This is a genomic window from Limnobaculum eriocheiris, from assembly GCF_021010575.1.
Taxonomy (GTDB): domain Bacteria; phylum Pseudomonadota; class Gammaproteobacteria; order Enterobacterales; family Enterobacteriaceae; genus Limnobaculum; species Limnobaculum eriocheiris.
Window position 1 is genome coordinate 1 of record NZ_JAJNAG010000060.1, and the last position, 16204, is coordinate 16204.

Here is a 16204-nt window from a genome sequence, read left to right on the forward strand (position 1 = left end):
TCTTGCGACACTCTCCGCTAATTTTAAGACGAACAGTACTCAGTACTGTTCTTAATCATCTCGCCAAAACCTACCAGAGTATGGTGTTGGTTTATTAGCGCTGATTTTGTGGGGATCCCTCAGCGCGATGCAGGGTTTTAAGCACTAAAAAAACCTCAAACCATCAAATCAATGACAACCTCTGCCATCGTACATACCTTTACCACCCATGTGGTCACCCATACCCATACCCATTCCCATATGGCGCCCCGTCATTGGCACACCGGCTTTCGCCATTTCAATATCCATGGCAACGCGATTCTGGTGCAGGGCATTACGCAATTCATCCACTTCTTTACTCACTGCCTGAACCTTCTGCTCATCTATCGGCTTGCTGGTTAACAGCGCTTTATATTCGTAGTTTTTAGACATCATTTTCTGACGCAGGTCGGTACTCTTAGCCTGAAACTCATCAAATATTTTCTGGCTGGTTGCTTGCTGCTCAGGTGTCAGATTAGCCATAAAGCCACGGTGGTAGCCCTGCCCTGTCTTCATGCCGTGATGTCCCATCATTGACTGACCGTTCATAACCGGCTGAGGTACAGTTTCGTTTTGTGCCATAGCAACACCACCAAATCCGGTCAGGGCAGCAAGAGAAAGCACAGCAGCAATAGCAGTTTTATTCAGAGTCATAATTAATTTCCTTCTGTTGGTATATCAATAGAGTAAGTGAAACGTCACTCTGTGGTTTAATCTGATATTGCAACTGGCGTGCCAGTTTTTCTTCTGGCACGAAAATTGAATAACTATAAACACTATTTAAGATAAGTAACCAGGCCGCCAGAGCGCATTACAACAGGCATTTATCCCAATGACGGCACTGACACCGGTTAATCAATAAATTTTAATTACAGGCGACTTGAGGTTTGAGTGATGAGAGACTGGCAGGAAAATCGGGTAATTATTACCCGCTCAGTTTATAGTGTGGGTAATTATTACCCGTATGATACTTTAACCATGTTCTGTTATGACCTTCCTCACGCCAACTATAAGGATATCTGTAGTGAAAGCGCTTAAGTGGAGGCCGGGGTTACCCGCTATTTTACCCTCGTGGTTTTTTATCGGCTCCGTCATTATTCTGATCGCCGTCATTATTACCGTGACCATCAAAGACCTGAATCGCGGGCGCGATATTGAAATCCAAACGCTGCTGGAAAAAAGCACGGTACTGATACGCGCTTTTGAATCAGGCACCCGTACCGGGATGGGAATGCGCTGGCGTCACGATCAGCGGCAAACCCTGCTGGAAGAGATGGCCTATCAGCCCGGTATTTTATATATCGCCATTACGGATACCTCAGGCAGAGTACTGGCCCACAGCGATCCAGATAAAGTCGGCTCACAGCTTTACACCCCACAAGGAATGCAAAGCCTGCACGTTGCCCAAACGGAACAGTGGCGCATTACCCCTGTTGCTGATGAACGGGATAAACATCAAAGCGCTTTTCAGGTTTATCGTTTCTTCAAACCGTTGAAACGTATGGCTGGCCATCGTATGCATATGGGGAACAACAGACCAGATACCTACTGGTCTAACGATATTGAAGATGAAGATCAGGATCGTAATGTGATCTTTACTGCCTTTGATACCTCAACTTTAGAGGCCTCACAGGCAAAAGATATCCGCAATACCTTAATTTTCTTATCGATTCTTGGCCTGTTGGCCTTAGCCAGTATACTCTCGCTGTTTTGGGCCAAACGTTACCAACGTTCCAGCCGTCAGTTGCAGGACTCAAAGGCCTTCTCATCAGAGATCATCAGTAATCTGCCAATTGGATTAATCACCACTAATGAGCACCGACAAATCAGCGTGGTAAATCATACCGCAGAGAAAATTTTGGGGCACAGCGCTCTTGGGCTCTCTAGCCTTAATATTAAACAGGCACTTCCGGATAGCTGGAATCAACTGGCAGAGAGCGATTACGGCCACCAACCGATAATAGAGCGCGAAATTGATTATACCCTGACTTCAGGCCAGACCCTTCCTCTTAGTATCAGTGTGGCAAACATCGTTAATAACAACGGAAACTTTCTAGGTTATGTGTTTATCTTCCGGGATATGCGCGAAGTTCGTCAGTTGCAGGAAGAGGTTAAACACAAAGAGAAAATGGCGGCTATCGGTAATCTGGCGGCTGGCGTTGCGCATGAAATCAGAAACCCGCTCTCGTCCATTAAAGGCTTTGCTAAATACTTTGAAGGCCGTTCGGAACAAGGCAGCGAAGAACAAGAGCTGGCAAAAGTGATGGCAAAAGAAGTTGACCGTTTAAACCGGGTAATCACTGAACTGCTGGAGCTGGTTCGCCCAACAGATTTAAGAATTCAGCAGGTGAATATATGTGATGTGATTGAGCACTCACTTCATCTGATACGTCAGGATGCGGAAAGTAAGCATATCAATATTCTGTTTAACGCCGGGGCCGAATTGCCATTAGTTGATATCGACCCGGACCGCTTTACTCAGGCACTGTTAAACCTCTATCTGAATGCGATTCAGGCGATTGGCAGTAACGGCGTTCTGGAAGTTAGCCTGAGCATCAATGCGGCTTCAGAGCTGCAAATTGTGGTTAAAGATTCCGGTAAAGGTATTCCGGCTGACGATCTGACCAATATTTTTAACCCTTACTTTACTACCAAAGCCTCCGGCACCGGCCTTGGTCTGACGGTAGTACAAAAAGTAGTTGAGGAACATCAGGGCAAAATAGGCGTTACCAGCCAGCTCTCAATAGGTACCCGTTTTGAGCTGACGATTCCAGTAAAACACAGCCCGTCAATACAGGAGGCTTCTGACCATGACCATCCATAAGGCCCATATTCTGGTCGTTGATGACGACTTGAGTCACTGCACTATTATTCAGGCGCTGATGAAAGGCTGGGGTTATCAGGTTACGCTGGCTCATAACGGTGTTGAGGCGCTGGAACTGGTCAGGCAAACGCCATTCGACCTGATTTTAACCGATGTACGCATGTCTGAAATGGACGGTATCGAAGCACTGAAAGCCATCAAGGCCTACAACCCGGCGATCCCCATTCTGATAATGACCGCCTATTCTAATGTGGAATCCGCCGTAGAAGCCATCAAAGCCGGTGCCTATGACTACCTCACCAAGCCGCTGGATTTTGATATGTTGCAGCTAACCATCGAACGGGCGCTGGAACATACCAATCTCAAAACTGAAAACCAGCAGTTACGCCAGCAGCTAACGGTAGATAATCCAAACATGATTGGCCGTAGCCCACAAATGCGACGTCTGATGGAAATGGTGGCAATGATCGCCCCTTCAGAAGCAACGGTACTGATATGCGGAGAATCAGGAACCGGTAAAGAGCTGATTGCCCGTTCAGTTCACGCCTATAGCCTGCGCAAGGAGCAGCCGCTGGTCATTGTAAACTGTGCGGCATTAAGCGAATCGCTGCTGGAGTCAGAACTGTTTGGTCACGAAAAAGGGGCATTTACCGGCGCAGATAAGCGCCGGGAAGGACGCTTTATGGAAGCCGATAAGGGCACACTGTTTCTGGATGAAATTGGTGAAGTCTCGCTGCTGATGCAGGCCAAACTGTTGAGGGCAATTCAGGAACGGGAAATTCAGCGCGTTGGCAGCAACCAGACCCTGTCGATAGATGTACGGCTGATTGCAGCCACCAACCGTGACCTTAAGGCCGATGTCGAAGCCGGTAAATTTCGTCAGGACCTCTACTATCGCCTCAATGTGGTTACCGTTGATACCCCGGCACTAAGAGAACGGCGGGAAGATATTCCCCCGCTGGCCATGCATTTTCTGGAGAAGTTTGCTCAACGCAACCGCAAATCGGTGAAGGGTTTTACCCCTCAGGCAATGGATATGCTGTTGAAATACAACTGGCCCGGTAACGTTCGTGAACTGGAAAATACGATTGAACGAGCGGTTATCCTGTTGACCGGTGACTTTATCAGCGAAAAAGAGCTTCCCTTAAGTATCAATCAGTTTGCGGAAGAGCACCCTCACAGCATTGATTTGGATAAACCGATTCAACCTCTGGAACAGGTAGAAAAAGAGGCCATTTTGACTGCGTTAGAAAAAACTGGCGGTAATAAAACCGAAGCGGCTAAACAACTGGGTATTACCCGAAAAACGCTATTGGCAAAACTACAGAAGTAACCTCCATTACTGAAGATTATCCGGGGCGCTGGTATAAGCGCCCCTACTCTATGTTTTTATTAGATTTATTCGTGCCAAATGTCACGTTATCGGGTATATATACTAAAAAAACCGATAACGGAATCTTACCCCATGCCTCAAATTCATATTACCTATACCCCTAATCTGCCAGCGCAACCGCAGCTGGAGTCTTTTGTTATTCAGATACATAAAGCAGTATCACCGCTAATTTTATCGGATGCCGCTAACTTTAAAACCTACCTGACCCCAATAGAAAGATCGGTAATTGGCCTGGCCGATAAAGAAAAAGCGGTAATGCATATTGATTTCAGAATGTTTGCCGGGCGCAGTGCCGCCGTTAAACAAGAAGTGGCAAAAACCATTCTAGCACTGGCAAAAAGCACCTTTTTACAGCCAAATGGTGTTGAAACAGAAATTACGCTGGAAGTGGGTAATCTGGATAACGATAACTATCATAAAGTTATCATTAATCAGTAAATTTACCGCTATGTGAACTCTATGCCGGTAGCCTCTTTTCAGGGGTTACCGGCATAAAATTATTGCTCGGATTTACCCGGAAAAATAAAACTGCTCAGAATACCAATGGCTAATGCCGCCAATACCACCCCAAGGCTGGCGGTTGCGCCAATCTCATAGCCGTGATGCCAGATATGCTCACTGGCATTTAATGCCAGCTTAAAGCCAACAAAAAACAGTAAGAAGATAACGGCTTTTTCCAGATGAACCAGATGGTTACGTAACGCCTCCAGCACAAAGTAAATGGTTCTCAAACCCAGTACGGCAAACATCATGGCGGAGTAAACAATTAACGGCTCACGGCTCACTGCAATCACCGCAGGAACACTGTCAAAAGCGAACATCACGTCAGAAAGCTCTACCACTGCCACGCACAAAAGTAGCGGGGTGGCGTAACGTACATTTTTCTTCACGTGAAAAACAAAATCTTTATTTTCAGGGCGGGCTAAATCGGCTTTGACTTCCTCTGCACTCAGCAAAAAGTGATTGCTCACCAACTTTGGATAAACCGGGAAAAAACGCCGTACTAAACGATTTGCCGGGTGGCGTGAATAATCTTCAATCTCGTCACCATCATGGTTGGCACGCAGCATCATGATGGCCGTGAAAAACACAATAACGGCAAACAGCATCTCTACCCAGGGACCTAAAGCCAGTAAACCAGTACCAATGGCGACAAAAATAGCGCGGAAAACAATAGCACCAATAATGCCCCAATAGAGCACCCGATGGCGATATCCATTGGGGATCTTAAACCAGGCAAAGATAGCCATGATAACAAACAGGTTATCAACGGACAGCACCTCTTCCAGGGCATACCCCGTCAGGTACAGGCTGGCGACTTCTGCGCCATGTTGAACATAGAGGAAAGCGCCAAATCCCAGACCAATCGACAACCAAAACACACACCAGATTGAGGCGTTTTTCAGACTAATGGGCTTATCCTTGCGATGTGCAATCAGGTCGATAGCCAGGGCAGAAACGGCAAGCACGATAAAAACCGTTACGGTTAACGGAGGAAAACCAAGGCTGGTTTGTTCCATGATTTGACGGGCCTTTATTAAATTTGAATAAGTTAGAGACGACAGGATTAAAACCGGTATCGATTATAGCACCGTTGATCAACAGGGGGTGGAAAAGAAACCATCGCCAACAACCACAGCAACAGAATAACGATGGGGGAACCTTCGCGATTCCCCCGTGGAACTTACTTCTTATAATTTCCGGCTAAACGCATTTTGACCTTTCTGGTACGATGCTTAATCACCTTCTCCCTTAAGGTGTCATAAGCCAGATTGAAGATGTAGGTATAAGGAAGAAAGAAAAGGAAGAAACCAATCTCCATCAGGAATGCAGTTTTAACACTGACCCCTAATATTGCTACCACTAACCCCAGACCAATAATAATGAATCCACCTTCAAAACCCAGCGCATGGAAAGTGCGCACTTTGGCATTACGGATAATACGATTTGACGGCCAGAAACGATCGAACAGTGCGTTATAAATGACGTTCCAGATCATCGCGGTAGTCGAAAGCACAATTGCCAGGGTTCCCATCTGCAAGATGGAACGATCCATAAGCCACGAGAACAGTGGCGCAGTAATAATAATGGCAATCACCTCAAAACAGACCGCGTGAAAAATACGTTCTGCTAATGTTTTCTTCTGCATAAATGACCTGCTTGTTGCTTCAAGTTAAAAAAAACCGAACTATTCGGAATTGTCGATTATCATCGTTTTTTGGGATATATTGAAAATAGATACCATCTAAAAAATCGATACATCATGAACTACTCTCCTGAAGCATTAGTCGCCTTTGTTGAAGCCGCCGCACTGGGTTCCTTCTCTGCCGCCGCCCGTAAGCTTCACAAAAGTCAGTCAACTATCAGTACCGCCATTGCAAACCTGGAAGTTGATCTTGGGCTTATGTTGTTTGACCGCAATAGCCGCCATCCGGTACTGACGCCTCAGGGTCTCAGGGTGTTAAATCAGGTGAAAGAAATCTTGAACGCCAGCCAGCGCCTTGATGAACTGGCGGTTCGACTCTCCACCCATATAGAACCTCGCCTCAGTTTTGTTCTGTCGGATACTTATCAGCCAACCCGCCATGAAGAGATCATGCAAAATTTTGAGTGCCGCTATCCCGATATCGAGTTTGAATGTCTGATTGCCGAAGACGAAGATGTCATTAACCTGCTGCAAACCGGCCGGGCTCATATTGGATTAATCGAAGTACAAAACAGCTACCCACAAGATATTGGCTTTTCCCGACTGCTGGAACAGACGGAGATGAGTCTATTTGCCGCAAAGCAACACCCTTTAGCCTCATTAAAACAGGTGACTAAGGAGCAGTTGGCAAGTTCCCGTCAGCTTTGCCTTAACACTTATCAACGCACTCAGGAACGAATACCTCAAGGGCTTATCTGGTCTGCCCCCAGTTACCTAATGTTGCTGGAAATGGCTGAACAGGGTTTCGGGTGGGCCATTCTTCCGCGCTGGTTAGTACGCCAGTTCAGCCAGCGTCCGCTGATTGAACTTAACACCAGAGGCTGGCCAAAAACCATTTCCGTTGATGCCGTTTGGTCAAAAAACTCTCCCCCCGGCCCCGCCGGTCGATGGTTTTTGGATCAGCTTTTGGATCTGGAGAAGCAACCACTGTAATGTGTTTCACAACCGGCCCGAGCTAAAATAATCTCGATTACATATTGAGAAACCACGGATTAATGCCTACTATGCTTGCCGTTAATGTCAGCGGTTAAAGATTATCCACTGAACAATAATCAAACCCGTGCCGACCACAAAACTCGGTATAAAACAAAATGTGGATAATAATCAATGATTAATACTTATACCTTACGTAGTGTACGCTATATGCTGGACCTCAGCGATGCTCAAATGGTCCAAATCATCAAACTGGCGGATCTGGAAGTGCCTGTGGCAGATATGGCCTGCTGGCTAAAGAAAGAAGATGAAGCTGGCTACAAAGCGTGCGACGATCGAACTATGGGACATTTTCTTAACGGTCTGATCTTTTTTAGACGCGGTAAAGATGAAAATTTCCCGGCCCCTGAAATTGAGCCCCGGATAACCAACAACATCGTCCTGAAGAAATTGCGTATTGCTTTTGAGCTGAAAGATACCGATCTGCTGGATATTTATAAATCTGTCGATTTTCGCGTTTCTAAACCTGAATTAAGCGCCGTTTTCCGCAAGCCAGGCCATAAGAATTACCGCGAATGCGGTGATCAGCTGTTACGCTATTTCCTGAAAGGTCTCACTCAACGCATACGCGGCTAATTGACTTTATAATCATATAATCAGGCCGGGAAACCCAGGCCTGATTATAAAAAGGGCCAAATATGGCCCTTTTTAACATTTATTGGTTAACTAATATTTAACCCAACTTTTCTTTATTGGCAGAATAAAAACCCGATGGTATATCTTTTCTGAGTTGGCCAAAAAAGACTTTCCCCACAGCGACCAAACCCACTGAGTCAGGAAACAGGAAACCAGCGCCACCATAAATGCACCAACCATATCCATAGGCCAATGAACGCCTAAATAGACCCGAGACCATGCAATCCCCAACGCCCACGCCATAAAACAGATACCAATGCCTGAACGGTTCCAAAACAAAAACGACAGTGCAAATATAAATGCCCCCATGCCATGATTACTTGGAAAAGATGGCGTATTGCTATGGCCCAGTAACTGATAACCAACGCCCTGAATAAACGGACGAACGTGAGGGAAAAACATTCCCAACGCTTTGGCTAATACTACGCCAAATGCCAGAGCAATAAGCGTTTTTATTACCAGCTCCCGACGAGGCACCCATAACCATGCGATCAGCAAAACGATCGGTATAATATTTATTGCTTGCTCCACCAAAAACTTAGCTAATTCAATCAGCCACAACGGTGAATCTGGCGTAACGTTTATCATCATAAATAGCTGATAATTAATATTTTCCATACATCATTCTCTCTGTTAATGACGTTGTCTGCGCCATACCGTAATGCGCCCAACCAGCCAATAACCCGCAAGCTGACTTAGCCACACCCACCAACCAGCCCAAAGATTATGAGAAAGAAAATGAGCACCCCTCATGACCTGTCCATAGCCCATCATCATTCCAAGAAAAATACCCAGGCACCAACAACCCCACGCTAATTTGGGACGTTGCGGATAAAACCAAAAGAACAGTGCCATCACGGCAAATCCACAAGATGAATGACCACCAGGAAAGCATTTGCCAGGGCCAGGATTCACTCCGGCAGAAACAGATTCAAACAGATGAAGGTAAGCAGCCTGACCACCAAACTCACTCAGGCTCCAGGGGCATGAATGAATGCTGGACGCTTTTAAAATTCCAACTACCGCAGTACCAATACCAAGCAATGCCACCGCTACAATCAGACGGGGTTTTTTACGGTATATCCCCCATAACAGTGCTGCTACGGCAAATGCAATAATCGAAAACTTCAGTAATTTGTGGTTGATCAATTCCAGCCAGAAATTATCTTTCAGAGGAAAAGAGTGCGTTTCAACCTGATACCACTGGGCAGAAATCCAAAAATCGAGTTTATCGTGCCAGGACAACCCAAAAAAAAGTACACCTGCTGCCAACAGAAGGAAAATCTGACGAATATAAAAAGAAGATGGCAATATTCGAATGTCACCATCCATAACCTGAATCTGTCTGCTGCCTGTCATTAAATTACCCTGTTGAAAATGCAAAGCGATCTTTACCAACATAGCGGCAAAGTGTAGAAAGCAATTCTTAGCAAATTATTAAGCCCTAACTCTTTGAAGAAAATTCATTATTTATATCACCCGAATATATTATAGAAGGTGTCGCGAAATAGTTTTTCGGTCTATTCTAAATGCCTGACACTCAATTCTCATTTCACAACATGATTAATCGTCTATCAGACTGAGGATGTTATATGCGGATTCTTATCGTAGGAGCTGGAGCCGTTGGAGGGTACTTTGGTGGCAGGCTGTTGGAGTCTGGACAGGATGTAACCTTTCTGGTTCGCCCGGCCCGAGCTCAAAAGTTAAAACAAAGTGGATTGATCATTAAAAATCCGGGAAATCAGATAATCTCGCTCCCTTCCCCTGCCTTAGTCACTACGGAAGAAATTAGCCATCCTTACGATCTGATCTTGCTCAGCTGTAAGGCCTACGATCTGGAAAATGCTATTGATTCCTTTTCACCTGCCGTTGGGCCAAATACCGTTATCCTGCCGTTACTCAACGGCATGCGCCACATTCAGGTATTAGAACAGGCATTTGGTAGTGAAAAAGTGCTGGGTGGGTTATGTAACATTGTCTCTACTGTCGAAGCTGATGGCACTATCTATCGCATGACGCCTTTGCATAACATCTGTTTTGGTGAGTTAAACGGCACCAAAAGCGACAGAACCCGCCGAATCGCTGATATTTTTAAACAGACTGATTTTCAGTCTGAGCATAGCGACAATATTCTACTGGCTATGTGGGAAAAATGGCTGTTTCTTGCCTCTTTGGCATCCAGCACCTGCCTGATGCGCGCATCAATTGGCGATATTATTGCTTCGCCAGATGGTAAAACCTTTATTCTGATGTTAATTGAAGAGATAAGAAGCATTGCGCTTAAAGCAGGCTATGCCCCTGGCGTAGAACGCGCACATCAGATGCTAACCGAACCAGGATCTAAATTAACCGCATCAATGTATCGCGATTTACAAAATGGCTCACGTATTGAAGCTGACCATATTATTGGCGATCTGTTGTTTCGCGCCCAACAATCCGGTATCGACCCAAATAGTTTGATACGGCTAAGAGCCGCTTATACTCATGTGAAATCTTATGAGTTACAGCGCTCTGCCGTTTAAGCTGATTAGTTAACGCTCTCCCCGGTATTTTAGCCGGGGAAGATTAGCCTTCCATTCTCAATAATTCATTTTTTGCCGCAACGGCCAGAAAATGGCTGCGATCGCGGTAATCTTCCTGAGTTTTCACTCGAGAATCAATTCGACGAATTAACACATCAGGTAGAGAGATATTAATCCGCTGTGGCTTTCCTTCCAGCTCAGACAAATCAACCTCAATCACGAACCATTGTTGCCCATCAAACTCGGGATGTGTTTTCTGATAAACCAGTGGACCATGATCTTTAATTTGCTCCAGAGAATAGCGCCCGGATTCAATCATATCGGTGATGGTCAGCAAAATGGCTTCCCGGGCCATGCCTGCGATATCCTCTACCCGGTCTGCAGCAGAAAAGCAGCCATAGTTTTCGTTACATAATGCAGGCACCGTCAGGCCATAAGCCGTCTGTTCATCCTGTGGTACTTCAACAGCAATAGAAAATAACATATAACCTCTCTGATTAGCCCTAAATTCCAGCCGCTCTTTTAATCGACCTAATTGTACCTTCAGGTAAATTCTTTTTAGGATGAGGTACTGGAAATGTCTTTTTCGTTATTGGCGACCACCATATCTGGTGGCTCCCTCCATTATGCCGCCGCCACTCACACCCTGCGGCCCGAAGATCTTTTATCAAATCCGATGATTTCATTTATCACTTCCATTTCAAATATACACACTAATACACACAAAAACAATAATTGTGTGTATTAATGTGTAAAAAAAACACCGCCAATACAATCACTATGTTATTTAATATAACTTGATGATAAATAAGAATATATTAATTATAAAAATGGAATGTACTCAGCTTAGAAAGAGAGCTGATGGTGTAACTTGCACCATCTTTTAGAGATATATCGCAGCAGCTAAATTGCGATATTCATATTGAGGATATTTAGATAAAAAATATGGACGGACAACGCTACCCACGGTATTAATAAAACAAATGATGATAAAAAATCCGACCAAACTAATTGATAGTATTAATAAAAATACTCAATTTATTTTGGTCGGAAAATATTCATTTCACCTACGGAAAACCAATAGCCTGCTATGTCTGACCATAATAGGCGTTTGGACCATGCTTTCTCAGGAAATGTTTATTTAATAGATAGTTATCAATTGGTCGTATATGAGGGTTAATACTACAGGCTATCCAGGCCATTTTTGCCACTTCCTCCATAACTACCGCGTTATGCACTGCTTCATCGGCACTTTTTCCCCAACTAAAAGGGCCATGTTGATAAACAACAATACCCGGGGTATATAAAGGATTTACGTCCCCTACCGTTTCAATAATGACTTTCCCTGTATTACACTCATATTCACTGTTTACCTCATCCCCGGTTAATGCCCGGGTACAGAGAATATCACCCGCGAAATAATCTGCATGTGTTGTACCCAGCGCAGGCACTGGCATTCCCGCCTGAGCCCAGGCGGTTGCATAAGTAGAATGAGTATGAACAATACCCCCGAGCTGCTCATAACGGCGGTAAAGTTCAAGATGTGTAGCGGTATCAGAAGAGGGCTTATAGTGCCCTTCCACAACCTCACCACGCAGATTAACCGTCACCATATCCTCAACGTTCATATTTTGATAGGCCACACCGCTGGGCTTAATGACCACCAGTTGCCGCTCACGATCGATAGCGCTGACATTTCCCCAGGTAAAGGTCACCAAACCATAACGCGGTAAATCCATATTCGCTTCATATACCTGCTGTTTTAGCTGTTTCATCAGGCGACAGCCTCCATCAATAAACCAGCATTCCGCATACGTTGTTTAACCCAATCGCGCGCCGCCTTCACTTCTTTCACAGGATCTGCCGCAGTCTCACTCCACATCTCGATTAAGTATGGTCCGCAGTAACCGCTTTCTTTTAGCGTTTTAAAACAACGTTCAAAATCAACAACGCCAGTACCAAAAGGAACATTCTTAAATACGCCTGGCAATGTGTCTTTAATATGTACAGCAACAATATGGCCGCTTCCTGCTTTTAGTTCCATCTGCACATCATTGTCCCAGGCGGATAAATTTCCAATATCCGGATAGAGCTGAAACCAGGGATTATTTAAATAATGGGCATACCCCATCGCCTTACTGATCGAGTTCATCAGGGGATAATCCATAATCTCCATCGCCAGAGTCACCTGAGCACGGCTGGCCATATCCACAGCCAGTTTCAACCCATCGCGAAAGCGTTCGCGAGTTTCATCATTGGCTTGTTGATAATAAACATCATAGCCAGCCAGTTGAATCACACGAATACCTACATCCTGCGCCAGCCTTATCGCTTTACGCATGATCTCCAGCCCCTGATTTCGCACCGCATCATCTTCCGAACCAAGAGGAAAACGGCGGTGAGCACTCAAACACATAGAAGGTACGCGTATCCCTGTGACGGCAATAGCATTAACCAATGACAGGCGCTGCGCGCTGTTCCAGTCAAGCCGGGCCAGTCGGATATCACTTTCATCGACCGACATTTCAACAAAGTCGAACTCCAGCTCTGCCGCCAGCTGCAGGCGGCTTAACCAGTCTTCACCCGCAGGTAATGCTTTTTCGTAAATACCCAAAGGCACGGCTTTTTGCAGCATAGCGTTTCCTTAGCCCCAAATTTGGGCGATTGAACGTTTAAACTGACGGGCAGCGTCTACCGGGTTGGCTGCATCCCGAATGCTACGCCCTGCAATAAACACGTGAATCGGTATCCCTTTAAACAGGGGTAAATCTTCTAATGCCAGTCCTCCGGTCACCGTCACCTTAAAACCCATATCTGATAATCGCTTAACCGCCTGAATATCTGACTCACCCCAGGCTACGCCAGCGGCCTGAGCATCACGACTACGGTGATATACCACCTGTTGAATTCCTGCCTGATGCCACTCCTGTGCCTGCTCCCAGGTCCAGTAGCCGGTTAATTCAATCTGAACATCGCCACTGAACTCTTTCGCAACCTCCAGAGCACCTTTAGCCGTATTAATATCAGCACAACAAATAACCGTGACCCAATCGGCATTCGCTTCAAAACACATACGAGAAAGAATTTTCCCCGCATCAGCAATTTTGGCATCGGCCAAAACAATTTTATGAGGGTAGAGCGCTTTAAGGTCGCGCACGGCCCGTACCCCCTCGCCGACGCACAGAATGGTTCCCACCTCAATAATGTCGACCTCTTCGGCAATCAGGCGGGTTGTTTGATAGGCATGGTCTAATGTCTGGTTATCTAAGGCTACCTGTAGCATGGGTAAAGGGTGATTCATATTTTTTCCTTTTAAATCAATGAAATTAATTTCATCACTACGGTGAATTCAGGCATTCACGCTATCAATCAGCGCCAGTACCTCTTCAGAAGTGCGACAAGCCCGTAAATGTTCAAAATTAGCTTCATCTTCAAACAGATTAACGACCTGCATAATTCCCACTTCCTGATGGGTATGCGCATCTACCGCCGCCAGCGTGATTAAAATATCAACCGGATCGTTATCTTCATGATGAAAAACCAAAGGTTTTCTCAATGTCACCAGAGCAAAACCGGTTTTCTTTACCCCTTCTTCCGGTCGTCCATGAGGCATAGCTAAACCCGGAGCAATAACAAAATAAGGACCAAAACGTGCTACGCCATCCAGAATGGCCTGATAATAACGAGGCTCAACAACATCCGCTTTCACCAACAAATCGACGCCAATCTTTACCGCCTCTTGCCAGTTATCTGCATCTGCCTGCAGGCAGATGGAGTTATTCTCAGCCAAAGAGTCACGCAGTTTCATATTGACTCCCTATTTCATATCCTGTGGGAAATAGGTCTGAATCACTTCCATCAGTTTTGGTCCAAAATCAGCGGCCGACAACATGTTACGCACACCAACCACATGCTTATTGCCACTCACCGTGATTTCACTTGCCACATGAGTGGAGGCAACAATAATGTCTGCTCCCCCTAACTCTGCTTTGTATTCACCAACCGCACAGCTATTAACCGAATGATTAACGCCCTGCTGCGTCAAAAACTGATCGACTTTCATTTTCATGATCATGGAACTACCCTGACCACAACCACATACCGCTAGAATACGTACCGTCATAATTGATTGTCCTATCTGTTAACTGGCGGAATTTAATGAAGATTCAGTCAAACGTTTTTCGCAGTCTTCTTCAGCCCGCAGACTGCGCCCGGCAAAAAACATATAAATCAGAGCAATAACAATCACTACGCCCATGAACCACAGGCCCAGCGTTAAGCCCTGCATTAAAGGCGGAGCCAAAATGGACCAGTCAGCCATTCCCATCCATGCACTTAGCCCCGTCAGCTTAACGGCCCATACGCAGCCAAAAATCTCAATCATGCCCATCACCAGACAGATCTTCAGTGCTGCGCGCCATCCACCAAAATGGTTGGCAAACACACCAATGGTGGCGTTAGAGAAAAACATTGGAATAAAACCGGGAATGATCATGATGGAAGAACCTTCTGCGATCAGAATGGCTACTGCAATCAGTTGACCAATGGTTCCCCACAGGAACCCCCAAACCACAGCGTTAGGCGCAAAGCTATAAATTGCAGCACAATCGATGGCTAATACTGCGCCGGGAATTAAGCGTTGAGAGATACCATTAAAGGCTTCCGAAAGCTCGGCGACAAACATCCGAACCCCCTGAACGATAATGAAGATGGCTACCGCAAACTGAAAACCGGTTTGCAGGATATAGATGCTCCAGTGAACCTTCCCTGCCATCTTTTGCACGGTATCAATACCAAATGAGCAGAGAATAGCGCCGAAAAACAGCGTCATAACAATCGCTGTAGAGACGATATTGTCGTGAAAGATATTTAGCCAGCCGGGAAGTTTCAGATCTTCAACGCTCTCTCCTTTTTTCCCCAGATAGGGCGCTATTTTGTAGGCAATCCATGAGGCAAACTGCTGCTGATGACCGATGGAAAATCCGCAGTTATCGGTCACTTCCTGAGTTGGCTTGAACATCATATTAGAGGTGATGCCCCAATACAGAGAAACCAGCACCGCGGTACAGAGAATGGTGGTCCACATTGGGTAACCAAGAATATAGAAAAATACGGCAATCAGCCCCGCCTGCTGAAACATGATATGACCAGTCAGCATGATCGTTCGAATACCCGTTACCCGACGCAAAAAGACATAAGTAATATTTAATGCCAACGCTAACAGTAGCGCATAGCCAACCCAACTATAGGCGTCTCCCATGCGTTCTATTGTTGCCATCATTGAAGCGTAGGTATCAGATATTGCACCGTTAATACCATAAACTTCGGACATCTTTGCTACGACAGGCTTAAAGGTGCTGGTCAAAATACCTGACCCTGCCTGTAACAGCATGAAACCAATGATAGTTTTAATTGTTCCTTTAACGATCACCGTAGCGCTTTTACGCAACAGCAAATAGCCAAGACAAGTCACAATACCCAGCAATAGCGCTGAGGGATCCCCACAAAATCAGCGCTAATAAACCAACACCATACTCTGGTAGGTTTTGGCGAGATGATTAAGAACAGTACTGAGTACTGTTCGTCTTAAAATTAGCGGAGAGTGTCGCAAG

At 45.6% G+C, this 16204-nt stretch carries 18 protein-coding genes and 1 pseudogene; 6 read left to right on the plus strand and 13 right to left on the minus strand.

Going from position 1 to position 16204, the window contains the following annotated elements; genetic code table 11:
• Positions 1-168: 168 nt before the first annotated feature.
• Complete coding sequence (locus tag LPW36_RS16295) at positions 169-672, minus strand: periplasmic heavy metal sensor (protein WP_230611512.1); 504 nt, start codon at positions 670-672, stop codon at positions 169-171.
• A gap of 370 nt (positions 673-1042) precedes the next feature.
• On the opposite strand from LPW36_RS16295, the gene LPW36_RS16300 reads away from it, so the two are divergent.
• From LPW36_RS16300 to LPW36_RS16310, 3 genes are all read left to right on the plus strand, one after another.
• Positions 1043-2842, plus strand: coding sequence for an ATP-binding protein (locus tag LPW36_RS16300; protein WP_230611514.1), 1800 nt, complete (start codon positions 1043-1045; stop codon positions 2840-2842).
• Complete coding sequence (locus tag LPW36_RS16305) at positions 2829-4175, plus strand: sigma 54-interacting transcriptional regulator (protein ID WP_230611516.1); 1347 nt, start codon at positions 2829-2831, stop codon at positions 4173-4175. Before LPW36_RS16300 ends, LPW36_RS16305 begins: the two co-directional genes overlap by 14 nt.
• 132 nt (positions 4176-4307) lie before the next feature.
• A complete protein-coding gene (locus tag LPW36_RS16310) occupies positions 4308-4673 on the plus strand; it encodes a 5-carboxymethyl-2-hydroxymuconate Delta-isomerase (protein WP_230611518.1) in 366 nt (121 codons plus the stop codon).
• A gap of 59 nt (positions 4674-4732) precedes the next feature.
• On the opposite strand, the gene LPW36_RS16315 is transcribed toward LPW36_RS16310, so the two are convergent.
• Positions 4733-5755 (minus strand): TerC/Alx family metal homeostasis membrane protein, encoded by a 1023-nt coding sequence (locus LPW36_RS16315; RefSeq protein WP_230611520.1) that lies wholly within the window; start codon positions 5753-5755, stop codon positions 4733-4735.
• 164 nt (positions 5756-5919) lie between these two features.
• Complete coding sequence (locus LPW36_RS16320) at positions 5920-6384, minus strand: multidrug/biocide efflux PACE transporter (RefSeq protein ID WP_230611523.1); 465 nt, start codon at positions 6382-6384, stop codon at positions 5920-5922.
• 114 nt (positions 6385-6498) lie between these two features.
• Here LPW36_RS16320 and LPW36_RS16325 point away from each other — a divergent pair, with 114 nt between their 5' ends.
• Both LPW36_RS16325 and LPW36_RS16330 read left to right on the plus strand, forming a co-directional pair.
• Positions 6499-7374 (plus strand): LysR family transcriptional regulator, encoded by an 876-nt coding sequence (locus LPW36_RS16325; protein WP_230611526.1) that lies wholly within the window; start codon positions 6499-6501, stop codon positions 7372-7374.
• 174 nt (positions 7375-7548) lie between these two features.
• On the plus strand, positions 7549-8010 hold the full coding sequence (locus tag LPW36_RS16330; RefSeq protein WP_230611529.1) for a YehS family protein: 462 nt from the start codon (positions 7549-7551) through the stop codon (positions 8008-8010).
• Positions 8011-8100: 90 nt separating this feature from the next.
• Here LPW36_RS16330 and ybjG read toward each other — a convergent pair whose 3' ends face one another.
• Positions 8101-8688, minus strand: coding sequence for an undecaprenyl-diphosphate phosphatase (gene ybjG / locus LPW36_RS16335; RefSeq protein WP_230611531.1), 588 nt, complete (start codon positions 8686-8688; stop codon positions 8101-8103).
• A gap of 15 nt (positions 8689-8703) precedes the next feature.
• Positions 8704-9381: a phosphatase PAP2 family protein gene (locus LPW36_RS16340; protein WP_338085994.1), complete on the minus strand. Its 678-nt coding sequence runs from the start codon at positions 9379-9381 to the stop codon at positions 8704-8706.
• A 281-nt stretch (positions 9382-9662) separates the two neighbouring features.
• Here LPW36_RS16340 and panE point away from each other — a divergent pair, with 281 nt between their 5' ends.
• A complete protein-coding gene (gene panE, locus LPW36_RS16345) occupies positions 9663-10592 on the plus strand; it encodes a 2-dehydropantoate 2-reductase (protein ID WP_230611537.1) in 930 nt (309 codons plus the stop codon).
• Between the two features lie 43 nt (positions 10593-10635).
• On the opposite strand, the gene LPW36_RS16350 is transcribed toward panE, so the two are convergent.
• The 8 genes and pseudogenes from LPW36_RS16350 to ulaA form a co-directional block, all read right to left on the minus strand.
• Positions 10636-11076 (minus strand): type II toxin-antitoxin system HicB family antitoxin, encoded by a 441-nt coding sequence (locus LPW36_RS16350; protein ID WP_230611538.1) that lies wholly within the window; start codon positions 11074-11076, stop codon positions 10636-10638.
• A 19-nt stretch (positions 11077-11095) separates the two neighbouring features.
• Entirely contained in the window at positions 11096-11278 is a 183-nt protein-coding gene (locus LPW36_RS16355) for a type II toxin-antitoxin system HicA family toxin (RefSeq protein WP_230611540.1), read from the minus strand.
• Between the two features lie 402 nt (positions 11279-11680).
• Positions 11681-12367: an L-ribulose-5-phosphate 4-epimerase gene (locus tag LPW36_RS16360; RefSeq protein WP_230611542.1), complete on the minus strand. Its 687-nt coding sequence runs from the start codon at positions 12365-12367 to the stop codon at positions 11681-11683.
• A complete protein-coding gene (locus tag LPW36_RS16365) occupies positions 12367-13227 on the minus strand; it encodes an L-ribulose-5-phosphate 3-epimerase (RefSeq protein ID WP_230611544.1) in 861 nt (286 codons plus the stop codon). The genes LPW36_RS16360 and LPW36_RS16365 overlap by 1 nt, the downstream gene beginning before the upstream one ends.
• A 9-nt stretch (positions 13228-13236) precedes the next feature.
• Positions 13237-13893: a 3-keto-L-gulonate-6-phosphate decarboxylase UlaD gene (locus LPW36_RS16370; protein ID WP_230611546.1), complete on the minus strand. Its 657-nt coding sequence runs from the start codon at positions 13891-13893 to the stop codon at positions 13237-13239.
• A 48-nt stretch (positions 13894-13941) separates the two neighbouring features.
• Positions 13942-14400, minus strand: coding sequence for a PTS ascorbate transporter subunit IIA (gene ulaC / locus LPW36_RS16375; RefSeq protein ID WP_230611547.1), 459 nt, complete (start codon positions 14398-14400; stop codon positions 13942-13944).
• 9 nt (positions 14401-14409) lie between these two features.
• Positions 14410-14715 (minus strand): PTS ascorbate transporter subunit IIB, encoded by a 306-nt coding sequence (gene ulaB, locus LPW36_RS16380; protein WP_230611550.1) that lies wholly within the window; start codon positions 14713-14715, stop codon positions 14410-14412.
• An 18-nt stretch (positions 14716-14733) separates the two neighbouring features.
• Positions 14734-16080, minus strand: a pseudogene (gene ulaA / locus LPW36_RS16385) (PTS ascorbate transporter subunit IIC); the annotation flags it as partial.
• Positions 16081-16204: the final 124 nt, after the last annotated feature.